Annotated in this window: 10 protein-coding genes, 2 tRNA genes and 3 rRNA genes; 6 read left to right on the forward strand and 9 right to left on the reverse strand. The window is 45.5% G+C overall.

What is annotated here, in order from left to right:
* Positions 1-49: 49 nt before the first annotated feature.
* The 8 genes from rrf to def form a co-directional block, all read right to left on the reverse strand.
* Positions 50-164 (reverse strand): 5S ribosomal RNA (gene rrf, locus F894_RS00340).
* Positions 165-370: 206 nt separating this feature from the next.
* A 23S ribosomal RNA gene (locus tag F894_RS00345) occupies positions 371-3,265 on the reverse strand.
* Positions 3,266-3,741: 476 nt separating this feature from the next.
* Positions 3,742-3,817: transfer RNA gene (locus F894_RS00350), tRNA-Ala, on the reverse strand.
* A 48-nt stretch (positions 3,818-3,865) separates the two neighbouring features.
* Positions 3,866-3,942, reverse strand: a tRNA-Ile gene (locus F894_RS00355).
* A gap of 60 nt (positions 3,943-4,002) precedes the next feature.
* A 16S ribosomal RNA gene (locus F894_RS00360) occupies positions 4,003-5,540 on the reverse strand.
* The 16S, 23S and 5S rRNA genes sit together here with 2 tRNA genes alongside, the layout of an rRNA operon.
* A gap of 755 nt (positions 5,541-6,295) precedes the next feature.
* Positions 6,296-8,326: a TonB-dependent copper receptor gene (locus F894_RS00365; RefSeq protein WP_005245286.1), complete on the reverse strand. Its 2,031-nt coding sequence runs from the start codon at positions 8,324-8,326 to the stop codon at positions 6,296-6,298.
* Positions 8,327-8,398: 72 nt separating this feature from the next.
* A complete protein-coding gene (locus F894_RS00370; RefSeq protein ID WP_005245288.1) occupies positions 8,399-8,809 on the reverse strand; it encodes a DUF2946 family protein in 411 nt (136 codons plus the stop codon).
* A gap of 92 nt (positions 8,810-8,901) precedes the next feature.
* The gene (gene def / locus F894_RS00375) at positions 8,902-9,432 is read right to left on the reverse strand and encodes a peptide deformylase (RefSeq protein ID WP_004644875.1); all 531 of its coding nucleotides are present in this window, start codon (positions 9,430-9,432) and stop codon (positions 8,902-8,904) included.
* A 120-nt stretch (positions 9,433-9,552) separates the two neighbouring features.
* Here def and F894_RS00380 point away from each other — a divergent pair, with 120 nt between their 5' ends.
* From F894_RS00380 to F894_RS00390, 3 genes are all read left to right on the forward strand, one after another.
* Positions 9,553-10,707 (forward strand): LysM peptidoglycan-binding domain-containing protein, encoded by a 1,155-nt coding sequence (locus tag F894_RS00380; protein WP_005245290.1) that lies wholly within the window; start codon positions 9,553-9,555, stop codon positions 10,705-10,707.
* A gap of 91 nt (positions 10,708-10,798) precedes the next feature.
* On the forward strand, positions 10,799-11,938 hold the full coding sequence (dprA, locus tag F894_RS00385; protein ID WP_005245292.1) for a DNA-processing protein DprA: 1,140 nt from the start codon (positions 10,799-10,801) through the stop codon (positions 11,936-11,938).
* 41 nt (positions 11,939-11,979) lie between these two features.
* A complete protein-coding gene (locus F894_RS00390; RefSeq protein ID WP_005245295.1) occupies positions 11,980-12,549 on the forward strand; it encodes an L-threonylcarbamoyladenylate synthase type 1 TsaC in 570 nt (189 codons plus the stop codon).
* Positions 12,550-12,991: 442 nt separating this feature from the next.
* Here F894_RS00390 and F894_RS00395 read toward each other — a convergent pair whose 3' ends face one another.
* Entirely contained in the window at positions 12,992-13,888 is an 897-nt protein-coding gene (locus F894_RS00395) for a DMT family transporter (RefSeq protein ID WP_005245297.1), read from the reverse strand.
* Positions 13,889-14,078: 190 nt separating this feature from the next.
* On the opposite strand from F894_RS00395, the gene F894_RS00400 reads away from it, so the two are divergent.
* The 3 genes from F894_RS00400 to F894_RS00410 all read left to right on the forward strand — a co-directional run bounded on the left by F894_RS00400 (position 14,079) and on the right by F894_RS00410 (position 16,704).
* Positions 14,079-14,624, forward strand: coding sequence for a glutathione peroxidase (locus tag F894_RS00400; RefSeq protein ID WP_004281007.1), 546 nt, complete (start codon positions 14,079-14,081; stop codon positions 14,622-14,624).
* Between the two features lie 324 nt (positions 14,625-14,948).
* Entirely contained in the window at positions 14,949-15,548 is a 600-nt protein-coding gene (locus F894_RS00405) for a hypothetical protein (RefSeq protein WP_005245299.1), read from the forward strand.
* A 139-nt stretch (positions 15,549-15,687) separates the two neighbouring features.
* Complete coding sequence (locus F894_RS00410; protein ID WP_005245301.1) at positions 15,688-16,704, forward strand: pirin family protein; 1,017 nt, start codon at positions 15,688-15,690, stop codon at positions 16,702-16,704.
* Positions 16,705-16,726 lie beyond the last annotated feature (22 nt).

Raw genomic sequence — 16,726 nt, forward strand, 5'->3', positions numbered from 1 at the left:
CATAAAAAAATCCCCCTCTGCTAATGCGGAGGGGGATTTTGGAATAATGAGCTGGCGATGACTTACTCTCACATGGGTAACCCCACACTACCATCAGCGCTAAGAGGTTTCACTTCTGAGTTCGGGAAGGGATCAGGTGGTTCACTCTTGCTATGGTCGCCAGCACAACTGGTATGATTACTTACTGAGGTCTTATGGTTGCCTTAGCTTTCTTCAAATCTTGCACTCTGTTCAAAGCAGTGCTTTGAACATCGTTCATTAACAGGTATATCTGAGTTGCAGTAGTTTGTTCGTTCAGCGTAACTAAATCAAGCTGTTTTGCTTAATATCGAATCAATCGAGCTTCGTACAACAACTGTTTGGGTGTTGTATAGTCAAGCCTCACGAGCAATTAGTATTGGTCAGCTTCACATATCACTATGCTTCCACATCCAACCTATCAACGTCGTAGTCTTCAACGGCTCTTTAGGAGACATAAAGTCTCGGGGAAATCTTATCTTGAGGTAGGCTTCCCGCTTAGATGCTTTCAGCGGTTATCCCTTCCGAACATAGCTACCCGGCGATGCCACTGGCGTGACAACCGGTACACCAGAGGTTCGTCCACTCTGGTCCTCTCGTACTAGGAGCAGATCCTCTCAAATTTCCAACGCCCACGGTAGATAGGGACCGAACTGTCTCACGACGTTCTAAACCCAGCTCGCGTACCTCTTTAAATGGCGAACAGCCATACCCTTGGGACCTGCTTCAGCCCCAGGATGAGATGAGCCGACATCGAGGTGCCAAACACCGCCGTCGATATGAACTCTTGGGCGGTATCAGCCTGTTATCCCCAGAGTACCTTTTATCCGTTGAGCGATGGCCCTTCCATACAGAACCACCGGATCACTAAGACCTACTTTCGTACCTGCTCGACTTGTGGGTCTCGCAGTTAAGCGCGCTTTTGCCTTTATACTCTACGCGTGATTTCCGACCACGCTGAGCGCACCTTCGTACTCCTCCGTTACTCTTTAGGAGGAGACCGCCCCAGTCAAACTACCCACCAGACATGGTCCTCGTCCCGGATAACGGGACAGAGTTAGAACCTCAATATTACCAGGGTGGTATTTCAAGGACGGCTCCATCGCAACTAGCGTCGCGACTTCAAAGCCTCCCACCTATCCTACACAAGTAAGATCAAAGTTCAATGTCAAGCTGCAGTAAAGGTTCACGGGGTCTTTCCGTCTAGCCGCGGGTACACCGCATCTTCACGGCGAATTCGATTTCACTGAGTCTCTGCTGGAGACAGCGCCCCCATCATTATGCCATTCGTGCAGGTCGGAACTTACCCGACAAGGAATTTCGCTACCTTAGGACCGTTATAGTTACGGCCGCCGTTTACTGGGGCTTCGATCAAGAGCTTCGCTTACGCTAACCCCATCAATTAACCTTCCAGCACCGGGCAGGCATCACACCCTATACGTCCACTTTCGTGTTTGCAGAGTGCTATGTTTTTAATAAACAGTTGCAGGGGCCTGGTTTCTGAGGCTGTCGGCCGCTCAAGGAGCAAGTCCTATCACAGACAACAGCGTACCTTCTCCCGAAGTTACGGTACCATTTTGCCTAGTTCCTTCAGCAGAGTTCTCTCAAGCGCTTTGGTCTACTCGACCTGACCACCTGTGTCGGTTTCGGGTACGATTCCTGTGTAACTGAAGCTTAGAGACTTTTCCTGGAAGCATGGTATCAGCCACTTCACTGTACAAGTACAGCTTGCTATCAGTTCTCAGCATAGAGTACCCCGGATTTGCCTAAGATACATGCCTACAACCTTCCACCTGGACAACCAACGCCAGGCTGACTTAACCTTCTCCGTCCTCTCATCGCATTACACAGAAGTATTGGAATATTAACCAATTTCCCATCGACTACGCCTCTCGGCCTCGCCTTAGGGGTCGACTCACCCAGCCCCGATTAACGTTGGACTGGAACCCTTGGTCTTTCAGCGTGCGAGTTTTTCACTCGCATTGTCGTTACTCACGTCAGCATTCGCACTTCTGATACCTCCAGCAGACTTCTCAATCCACCTTCATCGGCTTACAGAACGCTCCCCTACCACGCATAATAAATTATGCATCCGCAGCTTCGGCATATAGTTTTAGCCCCGTTACATCTTCCGCGCAGGCCGACTCGACTAGTGAGCTATTACGCTTTCTTTAAAGGGTGGCTGCTTCTAAGCCAACCTCCTAGCTGTCTATGCCTTCCCACATCGTTTCCCACTTAACTATAATTTTGGGGCCTTAGCTGGCGGTCTGGATTGTTTTCCTCTTGACTACGGACGTTAGCACCCGCAGTCTGTCTCCCGGATAGTACTCATTGGTATTCGGAGTTTGCATCGGTTTGGTAAGTCGGGATGACCCCCTAGCCGAAACAGTGCTCTACCCCCAATGGTATTCGTCCGAGGCGCTACCTAAATAGCTTTCGGGGAGAACCAGCTATCACCAAGTTTGATTAGCCTTTCACCCCTATCCACAAGTCATCCCCTGGCTTTTCAACGACAGTGGGTTCGGTCCTCCAGTTAGTGTTACCCAACCTTCAACCTGCTCATGGATAGATCACCTGGTTTCGGGTCTATACCCAGCAACTAAACGCCCTATTAAGACTCGGTTTCCCTACGGCTCCCCTATGCGGTTAACCTCGCTACTGAATATAAGTCGCTGACCCATTATACAAAAGGTACGCAGTCACCGGACTAAGCCGGCTCCCACTGCTTGTATGCATGCGGTTTCAGGATCTATTTCACTCCCCTCACAGGGGTTCTTTTCGCCTTTCCCTCACGGTACTGGTTCACTATCGGTCAGTCAGGAGTATTTAGCCTTGGAGGATGGTCCCCCCATATTCAGACAAGGTTTCACGTGCCTCGCCCTACTCGACATCATCATATAAGCCCTTTCGTGTACAGGACTATCACCGTCTACGGTCGCACTTCCCAGAGCGTTCCACTAGAACTTATATGACTTAATGGGCTCTTCCCCTTTCGCTCGCCGCTACTGAGGGAATCTCAATTGATTTCTTTTCCTAAGGGTACTGAGATGTTTCACTTCCCCTCGTTCGCCTTGCAACACTATGTATTCATGTTGCAATACCTACCTTATGGTAAGTGGGTTTCCCCATTCAGACATCTCCGGATCACAGGATATTTGCCGCCTCCCCGGAGCTTTTCGCAGGCTATCACGTCTTTCTTCGCCTCTGACTGCCAAGGCATCCACCACATGCACTTAATTACTTGACTATACAACCCCAAACAGTCGTTTATCCTTACAAGTAGGATAAGCAACAGAGTTCGTCTTGCGACTTACTCATACAGTTGGCGTTTCGTAGATTTAACTACTGTACAGCTTCAATTAGATTCATATACCAAAACGCTTGATTCAGTTAATTTCGCTAGAACTCATTTCCTTAATCTTCACATCACAGTAATAAATCACTGTTAGTGTTGATCTTAAAAACGAGTTTGAACAAATTATTTCAACTCAAATATATTCTGTTAATGATTTTTCCAGCCTTCGTCAGGTCAGGAAACTGTGATAAATCACAGAGATTATCAAGTCCGCGTATCATAACGCTTGTACTTGTTAATCTCTAGGATCTAAATACTTGATCGCTTAGGAACTAAACAACTTCATCACTGTATGATTACATACTGCGCGAAGCGTAGCTTCTTGCTTAAATTTCAAGTAAAAGCAGTGCTTTTATGATCTTGAAATTTGGTGGAGACTAGGAGAGTCGAACTCCTGACCTCCTGCGTGCAAAGCAGGCGCTCTACCAACTAAGCTAAGTCCCCAGCTTATCAATAAGTCAATGTTTCTGATTTTCCGTACTTCGTCAGTAGTGGTGGGTCTGACAAGACTTGAACTTGTGACCCCACGCTTATCAAGCGTGTGCTCTAACCAACTGAGCTACAGACCCTCAGATACATCGTATGAAGAACAACTTGTTGTGGATTCTTACCAATCGTCAATCTTTCGTTAAGGAGGTGATCCAGCCGCAGGTTCCCCTACGGCTACCTTGTTACGACTTCACCCCAGTCATCTGCCACACCGTGGTAAGCGTCCCCCCTAAGGTTAGACTACCTACTTCTGGTGCAACAAACTCCCATGGTGTGACGGGCGGTGTGTACAAGGCCCGGGAACGTATTCACCGCGGCATTCTGATCCGCGATTACTAGCGATTCCGACTTCATGGAGTCGAGTTGCAGACTCCAATCCGGACTACGATCGGCTTTTTGAGATTAGCATCCTCTCGCGAGGTAGCAACCCTTTGTACCGACCATTGTAGCACGTGTGTAGCCCTGGTCGTAAGGGCCATGATGACTTGACGTCGTCCCCGCCTTCCTCCAGTTTGTCACTGGCAGTATCCTTAAAGTTCCCGGCTTAACCCGCTGGCAAATAAGGAAAAGGGTTGCGCTCGTTGCGGGACTTAACCCAACATCTCACGACACGAGCTGACGACAGCCATGCAGCACCTGTATGTAAGTTCCCGAAGGCACCAATCCATCTCTGGAAAGTTCTTACTATGTCAAGACCAGGTAAGGTTCTTCGCGTTGCATCGAATTAAACCACATGCTCCACCGCTTGTGCGGGCCCCCGTCAATTCATTTGAGTTTTAGTCTTGCGACCGTACTCCCCAGGCGGTCTACTTATCGCGTTAGCTGCGCCACTAAAGCCTCAAAGGCCCCAACGGCTAGTAGACATCGTTTACGGCATGGACTACCAGGGTATCTAATCCTGTTTGCTCCCCATGCTTTCGCACCTCAGTGTCAGTATTAGGCCAGATGGCTGCCTTCGCCATCGGTATTCCTCCAGATCTCTACGCATTTCACCGCTACACCTGGAATTCTACCATCCTCTCCCATACTCTAGCCAACCAGTATCGAATGCAATTCCCAAGTTAAGCTCGGGGATTTCACATTTGACTTAATTGGCCACCTACGCGCGCTTTACGCCCAGTAAATCCGATTAACGCTTGCACCCTCTGTATTACCGCGGCTGCTGGCACAGAGTTAGCCGGTGCTTATTCTGCGAGTAACGTCCACTATCCAAGAGTATTAATCTCGGTAGCCTCCTCCTCGCTTAAAGTGCTTTACAACCAAAAGGCCTTCTTCACACACGCGGCATGGCTGGATCAGGGTTCCCCCCATTGTCCAATATTCCCCACTGCTGCCTCCCGTAGGAGTCTGGGCCGTGTCTCAGTCCCAGTGTGGCGGATCATCCTCTCAGACCCGCTACAGATCGTCGCCTTGGTAGGCCTTTACCCCACCAACTAGCTAATCCGACTTAGGCTCATCTATTAGCGCAAGGCCCGAAGGTCCCCTGCTTTCTCCCGTAGGACGTATGCGGTATTAGCATCCCTTTCGAGATGTTGTCCCCCACTAATAGGCAGATTCCTAAGCATTACTCACCCGTCCGCCGCTAGGTCAGGTAGCAAGCTACCTTTCCCCGCTCGACTTGCATGTGTTAAGCCTGCCGCCAGCGTTCAATCTGAGCCATGATCAAACTCTTCAGTTTAATACTATGTAGCACCTTTAAAGGGTGCCAATCTTGGCTCATCAATTTTCTGACAAATATTTCTCAAATAAACTTCGAGTAATTTCTACCATCAATCAATGAAAATAATTTCGATCAATCAACCAGTAAAAATCCACACAAGTTGTTCTTCATAATCTCTTAATGATCTTCTTGTTGGTTCGTCACCAGCAAGCTAGGTCGGCTATATTACTCTTTATTTCGAAAGAGTCAACAGGTTCAGTCGATTATTTTTAAACTTCTTCAAGACTTCCAGATTTAAACCCTTTGAGCTAAATCCTTGTTTCTCAACAAGTTTTAATCAACATCACCGCCGATGGATGTGCATTCTACAGCATTTCAGAGCCCTTGCAACACTTCTTGCAAAGATTTTTTTTCGTGTGTTTATTTTTCAAACCAATAAAAATACAAGTAATTGTTATATATAGTTAATTTATTTTCATTATTTTTGAATTTTATTGAGCACCTTCAACAAAACCTACCCACTAAATCAATAAGATATTGTTTTATTTTAATTTAAATTATAAAAGTCTTTATCACATGACTTATGTCGTTCAATTCACATTCTATTCTTGTTTGATTCTTCATCAACCTGGCGTTTATATACACAAAACTTGTTTTATCCAGTCTTCTTCCAAGATACATAGGCCCTATTTAAATATGGAAAATTTATTGCAACCCTAAAAATTAAAAAGCCATCGCTATTGAGCAATGGCTTTTGGAGTACTGAGCAACAATTAGAATTTCATACTGACACGTGCCCAGTAATTACGTCCCATATTATTAAACTGCTCGGTTGTCGGTAAACCTGTCCCGGAAGCACCCATTTTATTTAAGTGCTCGGTATAAGTCCGGTCTAGGACATTATCGACTCCGACTGATATATCCACGCTATCCATGACATGGTAGCTACCGTTTAAAGACAAAGTGCCAAAGCCTGCGCTCTGCTTATTGTCATAACCCACAATATTACCTTCGTTAAGACTGATCCGGTTTTGACCATCTACTACACGCCATAGCAATCCAAAATTATATTTGTCTTGAACATAGCGCAAGTTAACACGGGCTTCTAAAGGAGAGATTTGTGGTAACGGCGTATTATCTGTGGTGTTTTCACCCCAGGCATACATGGCGCTGATATCGGCCTGCAGGCGGTCAGTAAACTGGTAACCAATTCCAGCTTCTGCACCAGCGATAGTGGCATCGACATTACGGGTATGTGCTTCAAGCATTCCCATCATGCCAGTAGGTTTATATGTCGTTAACACATAATCATTAATCAAACCTGCATATGCGGATGCCCATGAATTGAAATGACCATGCTCATGTTGATAACCAAAATCTAGCTGTAATGTCTTTTCAATATCAATATTGGCAAAAGTATTAACGTTATCATTTCCCGTTTTAGGACTGAATAATTCCCAGTAATCCGGCATACGCTCGACATAACCCAGGCCAATATAGGTCTTGCCATCATCATGATCGGGATGATGATTTTCAAAACGAATAAAGGCACTCGGTAAAGTTTCTTTGCGTTCCTGTTGAGATTGAACAGCGTCTACATTGACCTGATCAAGACGAACACCAGACACCAGCTTATTGTTATCACTGAACAGATAACTCAGTTCTCCAAAAGCTCCCACAGACTGGAATTCCATATCTTTAGTTCGTGGCTGAGTTTGATACAGCGTCATCAGACTTCCGTTACGTTTAGTATGTTCATTGTTCTGACTATCAATACCAGTAATCAGCTGCAATTTATCCCATTCACTGGTCATTGCCATACGCGCATTCAATGTCTTACGCGCCACATTGGTGGCCATAGGCATACTCATCATACCCCCAGGCTGGAACTCACGTAAACTAAAGTTATCCATGACATGGTCATTAAAGTTGTAGTTGACCTGAGCTTCTATCTTTTGGATCACATCCGTGACGTTGTGCTTTTCCACACGTAAACCCAGACTTTCGCGTGCGAACTTGGAACCATCCATTGCACGGCCAGCATAAACCGCTTCACCATCCGCCTTACCACCCGTCAGCTCTACCCAGGTATCCTCATCCGGTGTCCAACCTAATGCGACATCCGCATTCCAGCGCTCCCAATCTGAAGGCACAGTGGTTCCATCACCATCTTGATAACTATTCGATACCGAACGATTGGTATTGAGTCGGACATATTTCTGATCATCGCCTGCTGCAACTTCCACATTATGATCAAGACGTCCGAAAGAGCCCATCAAGACACTGGCCTGACCGCGATAGTTTTGATCTTGATCAAACTGTTCCGGTGTACGTTCGAAAATCACCGTTGCCGCAGAGCCAGTATTGGCATATTGAACCGTCTGCGGGCCTTTAATCACCGAAATACGGTCATAGCTTTCCGGAGAAATATAAGAGGTCGGCGAATCCATACGACTTGGACAGGCGCCCAGGTTTTCGGTGCCATCAGTCAGGATTTTTATCCTTGAACCAAACATGCCACGGAAAGTGACATCACCATTGGTGCCGGCACCGCTGTTGACCGAACTAAAGCCGACAATACTTTGCAAATAATCCGCACCATCACTGGCAGGAATGGGTTGAATCGGCTGTTTAGGGTCGGCGCGGACAATCAGCCCATTGGCATCATTACCTGCTGCTGACGTCACCACAATCGGTGCAAACATCTGCACCGGCATAGCATCATTGGCCATCACCACCGAAGAATAACAAGCAACATAAATCGCAGCCGCAAGTGGCTGTAAAGAAAATTTAGGCTGAGCCATTTCTCTATCTCACTAAATACATAAATTAGGCACGGCTTGAGTCAATACAAACCCAAGCTGAAAAATGCAGATTTATACAGGCAGTGGTGGCGCTCGCCCCTGAGGCATTAAGAAAAGTTGCTGAAGGACAAACCAGACATGCTTAAAGGTTTTTTGATAAGCAATTAAACGGATATGAATCCGGTCAAGAACCTGTTTGATGTCTAGATCTGGTGGTAAGACTAAATTGGCATAAACCTTACAGTACTGACACTGATGATTGGCATCATGATGATCATGTTGAAGATGATCAGATTGGACAAGGTGAGTATGCTCGCCAGCGCTATGCTGCGCATGAGCATCTGTGGCGATAAAAAGTGCACGCGTGATGGTTTCACAGACCGGAGCAACCTGATATTGCTTCGGTAACAAAGGCTGTAAAAATACAGCAATCTGTAGAAACACAGCTGCAAATGCAAATAGCAGCCCCGCGCGTAAAAACACAGGCTATTCCTAAAATATGCTTATGTTGATTATAACAAAGCCTAATCAGAATTAGGCTTTGCTAGACCATTTAAATAAACTTTAAAATGATCCTAGCGTTTCACTGCCACCTTGTCTTTATTACGCTGGCGTACCAGTTTTTCCACTTTTTCACGTGCACGTTGACGTTTTAATGGCGATAAATAATCGACAAATAATTTGCCATTTAAGTGATCCATTTCATGTTGGATACACACAGCGAGAAGTCCGTCAGCATCGAGCTCAAATGCTTGACCTTCCAGATTAATTGCCTCGATTTTTACGCGTGACGGACGATCAACTTTATCGTATATTTGAGGAACTGATAGACAGCCTTCTTCGTAGGGCTGCGTTTCTTCAGTCAATGGTGTGATTTTGGGGTTAATAAACACCATCGGTTGATCTTTATTTTCAGACAGATCCATAACAATCAGCTGAATATGACGATCCACCTGAGTCGCGGCAAGTCCGATACCTGGTGCTTCATACATGGTTTCAAACATATCCGCAGCGAGCTGACGAATTTCATCAGTCACTTCTTCGACAGGTTGTGCAATGGTACGAAGACGGGGATCCGGGAAACTTAAAATAGGTAATAAGGCCATACTGCGTCCTCAATTATGCCATTGATCAAAAAACCAAATGAAGGGAATGCTTCATCAAAAAAATGTGTGTAAGATCGTTATTATAACGCAACTACGCACATAATTTTAGGAATTATGATAATGAAAAAGGTTTTGAAGGGCATGCCATTTTTTAGTGCCTTGGGGTTTAAAAATCAGATGCTGGCACTTGCAGTTTGTGTAGGCGTCAGTATGGGGACCATTCATTCTGCCGAGGCAGCACCTGCACGCAACGTCAATCCACCGGCATTAAAAGCCAATGCACCGAACGTTTATGTGGTGAAAAAAGGCGATACGCTTTGGGATATCTCGAAACGCTTCCTGAAAAATCCGGTCCGTTGGCCGGAAATCTGGGCCAGTAATAAGCACGTGAAAAATCCACATTGGATTTTCCCGGGTGACCGCCTGCTGATGTGTGATTACCAAGGCCGTCCGATTATTGGTAAAGACGAAGGTGATGGTTGTGAAGGTATTATCAGCCGCTATCTTGGCAGTACTTCTCTGCAGCCCCAGATTCGTGTTGAATCTTTAAATAATACGATTCCCGTGATTCCGCTTGAGCACATCAAGCAGTGGCTAGAACGCTACACCCTTCTGGCACCTGATTCAGTTCAGGGCACACCCTACATTCTTGGAACTGCAGATCAGCGCGTACTGGCTGGCAAAGGTCAGAAAGTCTATGCACGTGGTCACGGCCTGGTAGTGGGTCAGCGCTATGCGGTGTATCGTGAAGCTGAACCGTATGTATTTACGGATGCAAACGGCAAGAAATATACGGCTGCACTCGAGCTGCAACAGGTGGCATCTGGTATTGCGGTACGTGGCGAAGGTGATGTGACCACACTTGAACTGACAGATAGTTACAATGCTGAAGTCCGTCGTGGTGATCGCGTCTTACCTGAATACGACCCAATGTTACCGACTCTGTTCTACCCGACCAATGCAGAAAATATTGCTGCCGGTGGCCAGATTGTGCGTGTATTGGGGTCGATTGGTACAGCAGCACGTCATAGTGTCGTCACCATTGACCATGGTACGGCACATGGGGTTCAGACGGGTCATGTCTTTAGCGTGAATCAAAAAGGTGAAGTGGTGACTGATCCGAAAACCAAAGAACGGGTGCAATTACCGGGCGAGCGTATTGGTCAGGTCATGGTATTTAAAACCTTCGATCAATTGAGCTACGCTTATGTGCTGGAAAGTGAATTACCAATCAAGGTTGGTGCCAACATTCAGCCGCCACTATTAGAAGACTAAGCTTTTAAACGGGATGATGTGGATTGATCGGCATCATCCCTCTTGTTTGAACTCATACCCATAATAAGAAGACACCGAAATAGGTCTCACCATGTTGAATACATTGTCGACAGCGCAAATCCATGCCATTACGCTGTGGTATTTACTGCAACACTCCCTCAGCAGCTTTTATAAAATCAGTCAGCATTATGCAGACCTCGCCCATGCAATTGATGGTTCTCAAACCGAAACCTGGCGTAAGTTGGGCATTCATAAAAACCACATTCAGCGCCTGCAAGATTTCCAGTCAAGTGAGTCGCAGCTCCATTTTCAGCGCAGTCTTGAGCAGATCCAGTTGCACAGTGACTTTGTGCTTTTACATACAGATGCCGAATATCCACAGCAATTGAGCCATTATGCGCATAAGCCGCCAATCCTGTTCGGGCAAGGGTATGCAGATCAATTGCTGCAACCGCAAATCGCGATTGTGGGGAGTCGCAAGCCAAGTCTGCACGGCCGGCAAGTCGCTTATGACTTTGCTTTTTATTTGAGTGAACAGGGTTTTTATATTAATAGTGGCCTGGCACAAGGGATTGATGAAGCAGCACATCAGGCCGCATTACAACATCGGCGAACGATTGCAGTGATGGGCACAGGCATTGAACAGACCTACCCTGCCGCCCATCAAACACTACGTCAGCAAATCATCGAACATGGAGGTACGGTCATTACTGAGTTTTTGCCATTTACTCCCCCCTTACAGCAGCATTTTCCACGGCGTAACCGAATTGTCAGTGGCTTAAGCCTCGGGGTGATTGTGGCAGAAGCCGCCTTGAAAAGCGGTTCATTGCTGACCGCACAATGGGCAGCGGAACAAGGCAAGACCACATTCGCCATCCCGGGGCATATTTACAGTGAACATCATCAGGGCTGTCATAAACTGATTCGTGAAGGCGCGATTTTAATTGAGCATCCACAGCAAGTAATCGAGGATCTGGCCTTAGCCACCCAGTGGCAATCAAATGCAAATCATTTAAAAAAAGACAGTCCGCCTGAGCAAGCAAGTACCATTCCACCGCATTTAATTCATCTTTATAATCAACTTGATTGGGTCGGACAGACCCTGGATCAGCTCAGCCTTCAGTTACAGCAAGAGGTCTCTGCTCTGACCAGTCAACTGATGGAACTGGAGCTGCTTGGCTTTACTACTCAACAAGCCGGCCTGTATCTACGTTGTCGGATTCTGAAATAAGGTTCACAATAGTGCTTTGTTGTTTAATATAAGGTATCCACATGATCACTACCTCTGTTGCCGAAGCAGCAGCATGGCTTAAAGACGGACAAGTCTTGGCATATCCTACAGAGGCTGTTTGGGGCTTGGGTTGCGACCCCTATAATGAACAGGCATTTCATCAGATTTTAGAATTGAAGCAGCGACCGATTGAAAAAGGTGTAATTCTGCTGGCAGCTCATCTTTCACAGGTAGAACATCTGCTGCAGGATTTAAGCGAAGAAATGCGTGAAAAAGTGATTGAATCCTGGAGCAATGACAAACCTGCTGAGCGTGCGACCACCTGGTTACTTCCTGCAAATAAAGACATTCCTGACTGGATTAAAGGTCATCATCCTAAAGTAGCCGTCCGCGTAACCACTCACCCGCTCTGTGTCGCATTGTGTCAGGCTTTTGGCGGTTTTATCGTTTCGACCAGTGCCAACCCTGCCGGAATGGAACCTGCGCGCTCACTGCAGGATGCGATCCGCTATTTTGACCAGAATCTGAATTATCTGAATGGTGACTTAGGCTTAAGCCAGCAACCAAGCCGGATCATTGATGCAGTAAGTGGCACAGTTATTCGTGACTGAGTCCTGTCTGATTTAGTCGGGACACTCAAGCCCGACTAAAGTTTTAAGACAAAAAAAAGCTCGGCCATATAGGGATGGCTGAGCATAAAAAGGATGTGCATAAATCACATCCAGAGGGTTCAGAAAATCTCTGGGGGTCTGATAAAACAAAGATTTTTTGCTTGATCATTTTCAACGGGCGCATTATGAAAGAAACTGAACACAACAACAAGTACAATAAAACAATCGAATAATACATATTTTCTATCAATAACTAATGCTTTTTAATCGATATTCAAAATATCCTGCTCTTTCTATTCTCTTTTTAAAATAAAGCGATATTCTTCTATTTGTTTTAACATTTGAAAATTAACATTTAAAAGAGGATTTCAATTAAAAAATCTTGATCAACCGCTCAATATTTAATCATCTAGAATTATTAATTAGCTCTTTTAATTCCTAATTAAGCGGATCTGCCGGGATATTGAGCCCAGAGGATTCCGAGTAAAATGATGCCACCGCCGATACTATGATACATGGTCCAGGCTTCACCCAGCCACAAATATGCCACTACTGCGGTAAAGATCGGCATCAGGTTCATAAAAATGCTGCTGCGATTGGGACCAAGTTGCTGCACGGCCATCATCCAGAACAAGGGTGCGGCAATGGAAGGGAAAATTCCGGCATAGATAATACTGGCTGCATTAGCATGATTGATGCTGTCCAGACCTAAAAATAACACCAAAGGAATATGATAGAGAAAGGCCATAAAAATCTGAATATACAGGCTCACTAAGAGTGGAATCTGAATCTGCCATTTTTTCAGAAACACGCCATAACAGGCATAGAAAAATACTGCGATCAACATCAACAGATCGCCAATATAACTTTCACCAACAGTTAAAAACTGTAAACCCTGCCCTTGTGCCATGACATACATCAAGCCAATAAAAGACAGAAGACTCCCCAGCACTGCAGCCTGTGTTGGGCGAATCCTTAAAACAAAAATACCCACGATAATGGTAAAAATAGGAATAAAGGCATTGATCAGGCCCATATTGGTTGCAGTGGTATAGTGTGCCGAACTATAAGCCAACCCCTGATAAAGCACCATTCCCAGCGCACTCAAAACAGCAAAATGCCCGAGATATGGACGGATCTCCGGCCACGCTGCTTTGACTTTGGGCAACATGAATGGAGTTAAAATCAGTAAGGCCAAGGCCCAGCGGTAGAAACTGATACTGATGGGAGAAATATAATCTGCCACATAGCGGGTGACAGTCATATTCAGAGACCAAATCAAAACTGCGGCCAGTGGTAAGGCCATGGCCCACCAGACTGCCTTTTGTTGCTGTGTCATACTTTCATCCATGAGTCGCTGGTCTTGTTATTAAGCTATGCGTATTCGCGCATCCTAGCATAATAGATTTTTCACATAATATTGAGGCAATTTGCAGCTTTAAGTAACTGAGCTCACCTGTTTTTACTTGTACTGAAAGCGAATACCCGTTAAAACAAATACCGTTCAGTCGCAATAAACAGGAAATCTAATGACTCGCTCTGTATATGACATTCCAGTCAAAACCATTGAAGGAACAGAAACCACTTTAAACCAGTACCAAGGTAAGGTTTTGCTGGTGGTTAACGTCGCATCTAAATGTGGCTTGACGCCGCAATATGAAGGCTTACAAAAACTGTATCAGGACAAAAAAGCGGAAGGTCTGGAAATTCTTGGCTTCCCTGCCAATAACTTTTTGGAACAGGAACCGGGTAGCGAAGCCGAGATTCAGGAATTCTGTTCAGTGAATTATAAAGTCGACTTCCCGCTATTTGCTAAAATCTCTGTCGCGGGTGAAGACAAGCATCCTTTATATACCACCCTTACGCAGGCTGTACCGGAACGTATCGGTGAAGGTCCTTGGTGGAAAGATCTGGTCGATTATGGCCTAACCCCAAACCAGCCACCAGAAGTACTCTGGAACTTTGAAAAATTCCTGATCAATAAAAATGGTGAAGTAGTGGCGCGTTTTGCACCAGACATCACTGCGGATGATCCACGGATTGTCGATGCAGTGAATGCAGAACTTGCAAAATAATTCTCGATTATTCTCATAAGCATCAAGCTTGAAATAAGTATCTATTTTCTTGGTAGATACTTATTTTTTTCAAAACTGCTATTTAGCTAAATTGAGATTCACCGGACATATCTTTAAAGTGATTGCAGGCCAAACAAGCCAATTTGGTGAGAGCAAAGTACTTCTTTACCAGCTTTTAATAATCTTTTTCTTGTTTTTGAATAGAGCAACGTTCGCAACCCAGAAGAATTGTTATGAGTTTGCAACAATCTTTTTTATCTCCATAGTTTGTCCTTATATTAAATACTACTCAAATTCCATCACCTGTATCGAGACCCTGATTCCATGTCCAAGATTCTTGCCAATGCTGTCCTTCCTTTCGCATTATTTAGCTCTGGAATTTTACTGATGGGCTGTGAACAGGCTGTCGAAGCACCGGCTGAACAGGCAGATACCACGACCTCAGATCTGGAACCAGCCTCTCAGCAACAGAGTTCAGCAGCACAAACCGAACTTAAATCGGGCAATATGTTTTATATGGTTCGTGATGTCGCCGACTTGCAGCTCAAGGCCGGCAGTTATGTAGAACAGTTAAAACAGACCCAGACCGAACTGCAAATGGCGGTCGAAGCTAAAGATACCCAGCAACTGCAGTCCACTGCGACCCAGCTACAACAGCAACTCAGCAGTTTTAATCAGGTGTTAGGCAACCTGAACTTGAAAAGTCAGGAAATTGACCAGATTCGTGACAACATTATGACCGCCAATCAGCAAGTTCTGGCTTCTCCCCTCTTAAATGGTCAGGTGGATTTCAGCCAAGTGAACTTGAAAAAGATTGAATCGCAGATGGTTAATGTGCAATCCGAAATGGTCAAACTGGCCGGCTTGCTGATCCAGAATCCAGATCAGGAAGCAGAGAACAATACTGATCAGGACAATACTTAAAATATTCAAAATCATATTTAAGGTGATTGATCGAAATACGTCTTCCTCAGTCGCCTTGCAGGCTATACACTGTTATGGATTATAAAAATTACATTTAGATCAAGAATTTTCATCCAATCGGATCATCAGGAGTTCAATCATGTCGAATTCAGTGCTGTATTCTGTGGTTCCAGTCACATCCCGGCTTGATCTGAAAGATCCTTTTATTTTTACCGTTCATCATCAAGATCATTATCCGCAAGGCAATTCTAAATTAGGCCCAGTTTCCCCCCCACAGCAGCATGAATATGACATGTATTATGGCGAGAGTATTCCTGGCTTTCCGGAGCATCCGCATACAGGTTTTGAAACCATTACCATTGTCGAGCGCGGTTATGTCGATCATTTTGACTCGCTGGGAAACTCGGGACGTTATGGTGCAGGTGATGTGCAATGGCTGACTACCGGCAATGGGGTGCGGCATTGCGAGATGTTTCCCTTAGTCCATCAGGATCAGGACAATCCTCTGGAGCTTTTTCAAATCTGGCTGAATTCCTCACCGGAACAGAAAAAGCAGCCGGCCGATTATAAAATGTTGTGGCGTGAACAGATTCCACATGTATTTTCAGCAGATACGGCCGGACGTAAAGCGGATATCCGGGTCATTTCAGGGCAGTTTAAACAGACTCAGGCACTGGACCGCCCACCACATTCATGGGCAGCCATGCCAGAGAATCAGCTCAATATTTATTTAATCACTTTAGGGCCGGAAGCAGAATTAATCATTCCTGCAACCACTGCTACTGCAACGCGTTTTTGTTATTTTTATCAAGGTAGAAGCTTGGAGCTTGAAGGACAGAAGATAGCGCCGAAGCATCTACTTGAACTCAAACCGGATGCAGATATTCAGCTCAAAGGTGGGCTGCTGGAATCACATATTTTATGGCTGGAAGGTGAACCGATCGGTGCACCGGTGGCTATGCATGGGCCTTTTGTTCTGAATAGTGCTCAAGAACTGGATACTGCTTTTCGCCGTTATCGCGAAACCCAGTTTGGTGGCTGGCCTTGGCGAAGTGCTGAACCGTCATTTCCACCAGAACACCCACGTTTTGCCAGTTATGAAGGTGGCAAACGTGAAGAATATCCAGACCAACCAGACAAAGAAGCCACTGAATAGTGGCTTCTTTGACATTGGATCA

This window comes from Acinetobacter sp. CIP 51.11, from assembly GCF_000369665.1.
Taxonomy (GTDB): Bacteria; Pseudomonadota; Gammaproteobacteria; order Pseudomonadales; family Moraxellaceae; genus Acinetobacter; species Acinetobacter lwoffii_S.

Bases quoted from the DNA above. Each gene is read 5' to 3' on its own strand.
- F894_RS00365 (WP_005245286.1), bottom strand. From the start codon at position 8,326: ATGGCTCAGCCTAAATTTTCTTTACAGCCACTTGCGGCTGCGATTTAT.
- F894_RS00390 (WP_005245295.1), top strand. From the start codon at position 11,980: ATGATCACTACCTCTGTTGCCGAAGCAGCAGCATGGCTTAAAGACGGA.
- F894_RS00405 (WP_005245299.1), top strand. From the start codon at position 14,949: ATGTCCAAGATTCTTGCCAATGCTGTCCTTCCTTTCGCATTATTTAGC.
- F894_RS00380 (WP_005245290.1), top strand. From the start codon at position 9,553: ATGAAAAAGGTTTTGAAGGGCATGCCATTTTTTAGTGCCTTGGGGTTT.
- F894_RS00400 (WP_004281007.1), top strand. From the start codon at position 14,079: ATGACTCGCTCTGTATATGACATTCCAGTCAAAACCATTGAAGGAACA.
- def (WP_004644875.1), bottom strand. From the start codon at position 9,432: ATGGCCTTATTACCTATTTTAAGTTTCCCGGATCCCCGTCTTCGTACC.
- F894_RS00410 (WP_005245301.1), top strand. From the start codon at position 15,688: ATGTCGAATTCAGTGCTGTATTCTGTGGTTCCAGTCACATCCCGGCTT.
- F894_RS00395 (WP_005245297.1), bottom strand. From the start codon at position 13,888: ATGACACAGCAACAAAAGGCAGTCTGGTGGGCCATGGCCTTACCACTG.
- dprA (WP_005245292.1), top strand. From the start codon at position 10,799: ATGTTGAATACATTGTCGACAGCGCAAATCCATGCCATTACGCTGTGG.